This window comes from Ideonella azotifigens, assembly GCF_006519715.1.
Classification (GTDB): domain Bacteria; phylum Pseudomonadota; class Gammaproteobacteria; order Burkholderiales; family Burkholderiaceae_C; genus Ideonella; species Ideonella azotifigens.
In genome coordinates, this window is the sequence record NZ_VIDT01000346.1 from 1 (window position 1) to 5,831 (window position 5,831).

A 5,831-nucleotide genomic window follows, 5' to 3' on the forward strand; every position below is an offset into this window, starting at 1 on the left:
AACCGGGTCCACCCGCACCGCCGCGCGCCACCGCGCCGCCTTGCGGCTGGCCACCCTGGGCACGCTGGCCGGATGGGTGCTGGCCGCCCTGGCCGCTACCTTGCGACAGCGAAGCCGGCATGACCCGGCTGATGTTGGGGCCCAGTGGCTGGGGTTCGCTCCAGCCGGAGCTGTCGGACTGGGTGCTGGGTCCGGACGTGGTGGAAGGTGCGCCGCTGGTGGTGTCCAGCGGCGTGGGGCTGGTGCTGGTGCCGTCGGAGCGGCGGATGAAGGGTCGCAGGTCGACGCGGGGCAGCACGCCACGTTCAATCAACCACTGATTGGTCGCGTGAAAGGCTTTTTCGACGTGCTCGGAACAGGCCTTGTGCAGCACGTTCTCCAGCATGCGCCAGCTCTCCAGCGTCAGCCCGGCTTCCAGCCAGGCCTTCAGCATGCCGCGCGCCACGACTTGCGGGCGGAACAGGTCGTCGTCGTCCAGGTCGCTCTGGCCGGACAGATCGGTCAGCCGCGCGCGCAGGTCGGCAAATTCCCAGGTCGTGCGGTCCAGCACGGCCAGCGTGAGCCGGGAGATCAGGATGTTGCGCTGGATGGTCGCGTCGTCGACCAGTTGCAGCCCGCCGCCGCCAGCAAAGGCGCCAGCGAACTCGGCCAGCGTGGTGTGCGGTGCTTCCGGCAAGAGCTTGGCGCGAAGCGTGCTGGCGACCAGCGGCAACCACTGGCTGCCATTGCGCATCAGGTCCTGCAGCGTGTCCTGGCGCAGCTGCATCACCGCGCGCTCGGCAGTCTGGTCCAGCAGCACATGCGCCTCGGCGATCGCAGCCTCACGCAGCGGCTGCAAGTCCTTCAAGACCTGGTCGGCAAAGAAATGCCGGGCCTGGTCTATCGTGGGGGCGCCGGCAACTGCGTCAGGCATGAATCCGTATCTGTTCGAGTGGACTTTCCACTCTACACCACCGCTCCGCTGTTCGGATCGTTCGGATCACCTTCCTTGGCCGCCGAGAACTTGATCAAGTCCTCTCGCTTGACGCCCAGCCACATCGCAATGGCCGCGGCGACGAACACCGACGAATAGATGCCGAACAGGATGCCGATGGTCAGCGCAATCGCGAAGTAGTGCAGCGTGGGGCCACCAAACACCAGCATCGACAGCACCATCATTTCGGTACAACCGTGGGTGATGATGGTGCGGCTCATCGTCGACGTGATCGCGTGGTCGATCACCTCGTGGGTGCTCATCTTGCGGTACTTGCGGAAGGCCTCGCGGATCCGGTCGAAGATGACCACCGACTCGTTCACCGAGTAGCCCAGCACCGCCAGCACCGCCGCCAGCACCGAGAGCGAGAACTCCCACTGGAAGAAGGCGAAGAAGCCCAGGATGATGACCACGTCGTGCAGGTTGGCGATGATCGCGGCGACCGCGAACTTCCACTCGAAGCGGATCGCAAGATAGGCCATGATGCCCAGCACGACGAAGATCAGCGCCTTGCCGCCGTCCCAGGCCAGCTCTTCGCCGACCGACGGGCCGACGAACTCGGTGCGCGAGAGCTTCAGCGGCTCGGCACCGGCCACTTCGCAAGCCTTGCGGCTCACCTGCTCGCCTTGTGGCGTGGTGTATTGGCGGTCAGCCACCTGGCCGGATTCAGCGTGGCACAGCTCGGCAAACACGTTGCTGGCCATGTCGGCAGCCTTGGTGGTCTTGCTGACCGGCAGGCGGATCATCACGTCATGCGAGGTGCCGAAATTCTGCACCTGCACTTCGCCAAAACCCATCTTCTCGACCACCTCGCGGGTGCGGGCCAGGTCGGCGGCCTGGGTGTAGGCCACCTCCAGCACTGTGCCGCCGGTGAACTCGTTGGAGAAGTGCAGGCCGCGCGTGACCAGGAAGAACACGGCGGCGACGAAGGTCAGCGCCGAGATAGCGTTGAACACCAGCGCATGCCGCATGAACGGGATGTCGCGCCGGATACGGAAGAATTCCATGGCAGAACCTCTGGGAGAACGTTGCTTGCGGGGCTGCGGCAGAAGCCTGTCAGCTGGCGTCGGAGGGTTGGACCTCGGTCGATGTCGAGGCGCCAGCGGCACCCGCCGGGCGCCAGATCTGGCCGATGGAAACCGACTTGAGCTTCTTCTGGCGGCCGTACCAGAGGTTCACCAGGCCACGCGAGAACATCACCGCGGAGAACATCGAGGTCACGATGCCCAGGCAGTGCACCACCGCAAAGCCGCGCACCGGGCCGGAACCGAAGGCCAGCAGCGCAACGCCGGCGATCAGCGTCGTGATGTTGGAGTCCAGGATGGTGGCAAACGCACGCTCGTAGCCGGCGTGGATCGCCGCCTGCGGCGAGCTGCCATTGCGCAATTCCTCGCGCACCCGCTCGTTGATCAGCACGTTGGCGTCGATGGCCATGCCCAGCGCCAGCGCAATGGCGGCAATGCCGGGCAGCGTCAGCGTGGCCTGCATCATCGACAGCATGGCCACCAGCATCAGCAGGTTGAAGGCCAAGGCCAGCGTGGAGAACACGCCGAACAGCAGGTAGTACAGGCACATGAACACGGCGATCGCCGCGAAGCCATAGGTCAGGCTGTGGAAGCCCTTGGCAATGTTGTCGGCGCCCAGGCTGGGGCCGATGGTGCGTTCTTCGATGATTTCCATCGGCGCGGCCAGCGAGCCAGCGCGCAGCAGCAGCGCGGTGTCGGTGGCTTCCTGGGTTGTCATGCTGCCCGAGATCTGGAAGCTGGCACCCAGCTCGCCGCGGATCACCGGCGCGGTGATGACCTCGCCCTTGCCCTTCTCGAACAGCAGGATGGCCATGCGCTTGCCGACGTTGTCGCGCGAGATGTCGCGCATGATGCGCGTGCCCTTGGCATCGACCTTCAGGTGCACGGCCGGCTGCTGGTGGTCGTCGAAGCCGGGTTGCGCGTCGGCCAGGTTGTCGCCGGTGAGGATGACCTGGCGCTTGACGATCAGCGGGCGCCCCCCACGCTCGACGTAGCGCTCGGTGCCAAACGGCACCGGCCCGCTGCCGGTGGCCGCCGCAGCGGCTTCGGCGCTGTCGTCGACCATGCGCAGTTCCAGCGTCGCGGTGCGGCCGATGATGTCCTTGGCCTTGGCGGTGTCCTGCACGCCAGGCAGTTGCACGACGACCCGGTCCAGCCCCTGCTGCTGGATCACCGGCTCGGCCACGCCGAGTTCGTTGACCCGGTTGTGCAGCGTGGTGATGTTCTGCTTGAGCGCAGCCTGCTGCACCTTGATGGCCTCGGCGGGCTTGAGCGCGCCGCTCAGCGACAGGTCACCATTCGCGCCGGCCTGTGGCGTCCACTGCACATCGGGCAGGCTGTCGCTCAGCAGGCCCAGCGCGGTGCTGCGGGTGGCCTCGTCGCGGAAGTTGACGGTGACCGTGTTGCCATCGCGCGAGATGCCGGAATGGCGCACATTCTTGTCGCGCAGCAGCGTGCGGATGTCACCGGTCAGCGATTCGGCCTTCTTGGTCAGCGCCGCCTTCATGTCGACCTGCATCAGGAAGTGCACGCCCCCCTGCAGGTCCAGGCCCAGGTTCATCGGCAGCGCATGCAGGCTCGCCAGCCACTGCGGCGAGCGCGACACCAGGTTCAGCGCAACGATGTACGACGGATCAGCCGGATCGGCGTTCAGCGCCTTGCCGATCACGTCCTTGGCCTTGAGCTGCGCATCCGTGTCGGCCAGGCGCGCGCGCACCGAGTTGCCTTCCAGCTGCACGTAGTCGGGCTTCAGCCCGGCGGCGTCCAGCGCCTGCTGCACCCGGCCAACCAGCGAGCCGTCGACCTTGACAACGACCTTGCCGCTGGAAACCTGCACCGCTGGCGACTGGCCGAACAGGTTGGGCAGCGTGTAGACCAGGCCGATGACCAGCGCGAACGCCAGCAGCACGTATTTCCACAGAGGGTAGCGATTCATGGGCAGTTCGCGGGCTGGGACACAGCCCGCGCCATGTGACGACGGCCCGCCAAGGCGGGCCGACCGGATTCAGAAGGCAAAGAAACGAAAAGGCGGACGCCAGCGGCGCAGCTTATTTCATCGAACCCTTGGGCAGCACCTGCACGACGGTGTGGCGCTGCACCTGGACTTCCACATCCTTGGCGATCTCGACAAACAGGATGCTTTCAGAGACCTTGCTGATGCGGCCCAGCAGCCCGCCGCCGATGACGACTTCATCGCCCTTGGCCAGCGCCTCGATCATGGCCTTCAGCTCCTTCTGGCGCTTCATCTGTGGCCGGATCATGATGAAGTACATCACCACGAAAATGCCGACCATCGGCAGGAACTGGACCAGACCGGACATGCCGCCAGCGGCCTGGGCAAGAGAAACAGAAGAGATCGACACGTGAATTCCTTGTGGGAGAGTGTGGTCGCCGCGAGGCGGCCACGCAAAAGGCCCGCGGCACCGACCAGAGTCTTGCTCGAAGACCCGGGGCGCACGGCAACCGCCGATTGTAGGACCCGCTAGGACCCTTGCCCCGACGACAGGTTCAAGCCCGCCTGGATGGCCTGCACCGGCTCGTGGACATGGGCTGCATGGGCCGGTCCACCATGCACCGCCCGCAGGTGGCCGCCGGCCTTGTTGCCCTGCACAGGTGCCACTTCGCGCGCGGCCGATTCCAGCCCGGACAGGATGCCGCACTGCGCCGCCGCCGAAGCACCGCTGCACTGCTCGCGCAAGGCCTTCAGCTGCTTTTCCAGTTGGCGCAGCTCGCGGATGCGCTGGCTGACATGGCCGATGTGCGCGTCCAGCAGCTGGTTCACGTCATGGCAGTCGCCGCCGGGCGCGTCCTTGAAGCGCAGCAACTGCCGCACCTCGTCCAGCGACATGTCCAGCCCGCGGCAGTGGCGAATGAACTGCAGCCGCGCCAGATGCTCCGGCAGGTAGACCCGGAAATTGCCCTCGGTGCGCGCAGGCGCCGGCAGCAGCCCTTGCCGCTCGTAGTAGCGGATGGTCTCCACCGGCGTGGCAGCCGCCTCGGCCAGAACGCCAATCTTCATCTTCGTGACCCTCAAGTCTGGGTGCGGCAATTCTAGGCAGCCAGGCCGCTTCTCCCTGCTGGCGGCAGCGGCTTGACTCTGGAGTGGCTACAGGCTTTCCAATCCGGCCAACGCTCTGGAAACCGCCATGTCCACCCACACCGCCCGGCCGCACGACCACGACCACGACCACGATCACGCGCCAGCGCCCGCCGCGTCCTGTGGTGGCTGCTGCGCCCACGAAGCAGCGCCTTTGCGAGCAGCCACCGCCGCCGCGCCGGGTCAGTTGCTGCTGCGCATCCCGGACATGGATTGCCCCGTCGAGGAAAACCAGATCCGCGCGGCGCTGGCCACGTTTGGCGCCATCGAGCAGCTGAAGTTCGACCTGCCGGCGCGGGCGCTGGCGATCTCAGTTCCGGCCGAGGCCTGGCCCGGCGTGGTCTCTGCCATCCAGGCCGCGGGCTTCGCCACCGAAACCCTGTCCGCCCCATTGCCTGCCGACACCGGCCGACAGGCCCTGCGGCGCGAGACGCTGCGCCTGGTCGCCGCATTGGTGATTGCGGCCGGCGCCGAGTTGCTGGACCTGCTCGCACCCGCCACGCCCATCCTGCAGGCGCTGGGCATGGGCCTGGCCGCCTTGGCCATTGCGCTGGCGGGCTTCAGCGTGCTGCGCAAGGGCCTGGCCGCCTAGCGCCGGCTGCAGCTGAACATCAGCGCACTGATGACGGTGGCAGTGCTGGGCGCGTTTGCGATTGGCGCCTGGCCCGAGGCGGCGATGGTGATGGCGCTGTATTCACTGGCCGAGCTGATCGAGGCGCGGGCGGTGGACCGGGCC

6 protein-coding genes are annotated in these 5,831 nt (G+C 66.7%); 1 reads left to right on the top strand and 5 read right to left on the bottom strand.

The features are described from left to right. The 5 genes from FKP22_RS18905 to cadR form a co-directional block, all read right to left on the bottom strand. Positions 1–913 (bottom strand): DUF1631 family protein (locus FKP22_RS18905; RefSeq protein WP_141289266.1); only part of this gene is annotated, 913 nt, incomplete at its 3' end. A gap of 32 nt (positions 914–945) precedes the next feature. Further along, entirely contained in the window at positions 946–1,980 is a 1,035-nt protein-coding gene (secF, locus tag FKP22_RS18910; protein WP_141289267.1) for a protein translocase subunit SecF, read from the bottom strand. Positions 1,981–2,029: 49 nt separating this feature from the next. Then, positions 2,030–3,934, bottom strand: coding sequence for a protein translocase subunit SecD (secD, locus tag FKP22_RS18915; protein WP_141289268.1), 1,905 nt, complete (start codon positions 3,932–3,934; stop codon positions 2,030–2,032). A 112-nt stretch (positions 3,935–4,046) separates the two neighbouring features. Then, entirely contained in the window at positions 4,047–4,319 is a 273-nt protein-coding gene (yajC, locus tag FKP22_RS18920) for a preprotein translocase subunit YajC (protein WP_141289271.1), read from the bottom strand. A gap of 161 nt (positions 4,320–4,480) precedes the next feature. After that, positions 4,481–5,017, bottom strand: a complete 537-nt coding sequence (gene cadR, locus FKP22_RS18925) for a Cd(II)/Pb(II)-responsive transcriptional regulator (RefSeq protein ID WP_141289269.1) — start codon at positions 5,015–5,017, stop codon at positions 4,481–4,483. 127 nt (positions 5,018–5,144) lie between these two features. Between cadR and FKP22_RS18930 the strand changes: the two genes are divergently transcribed. Continuing rightward, positions 5,145–5,687 (top strand): hypothetical protein, encoded by a 543-nt coding sequence (locus FKP22_RS18930; RefSeq protein WP_141289270.1) that lies wholly within the window; start codon positions 5,145–5,147, stop codon positions 5,685–5,687. Positions 5,688–5,831 lie beyond the last annotated feature (144 nt).